The 665-nt window shown below is 33.2% G+C and carries 1 protein-coding gene; it reads left to right on the top strand.

Annotated elements, in window-relative coordinates:
* Nucleotides 1–665 (top strand): carbamoyl phosphate synthase small subunit (locus tag KPL51_RS23105; protein WP_244998182.1); only part of this gene is annotated, 665 nt, incomplete at both ends.

Here is a 665-nt window from a genome sequence, read left to right as displayed (position 1 = left end):
TTGATTTTAGAGAATGGAATAATATTTGAAGGTAATATATTTGGGTATTTAGAAGAAAGTGTGGGGGAAGTGGTTTTTAATACGGGGATGACTGGATATGAAGAAATTTTAACTGATCCATCCTACTATGGTCAAATAGTAACTATGACCTATCCGCTCATTGGGAATTATGGGATTAATTTAGAGGATGTAGAGTCAAGCTCGCCTAAGGTAAAGGGCTTTATTGTTAGAGAAAAATGTGATTCTCCTAGTAACTTTAGATGTGAGATGGACCTTGAGGGATATTTTAAGCAAAATAAAATAATAGCACTGGAAGGCATAGATACAAGAGCATTGACAAAAATGCTTAGAACTAATGGTACTATGAAAGGAATTATTGCTACAAAGGAATTATCACAAAGTGAAATTCAGCAAAAGCTTTCTGCATTTAATAATGTGAATGCAGTGATGAAGGTTACTACTAAAGAACACCACACAATATACGGTACGGGGAAACATGTAGCTGTTATTGATTTTGGAATAAAAGAAAATATATTGCGCTCATTTACTGCGAGAAATTGTAAAATAACAATATTTCCTGCAGATGTTTCATCTCAGCAAATATTAAAGGTTAATCCAGATTTAATATTTTTATCAAATGGACCTGGAGATCCAGAAGATTTAGG

The organism is Clostridium bowmanii (assembly GCF_018861315.1).
In the GTDB taxonomy this organism is placed as follows: Bacteria; Bacillota; Clostridia; order Clostridiales; family Clostridiaceae; genus Clostridium_AD; species Clostridium_AD bowmanii.
The sequence above is the reverse complement of the archived record's forward strand: the minus strand, read 5'-3'. Positions and strand labels throughout refer to the sequence as shown.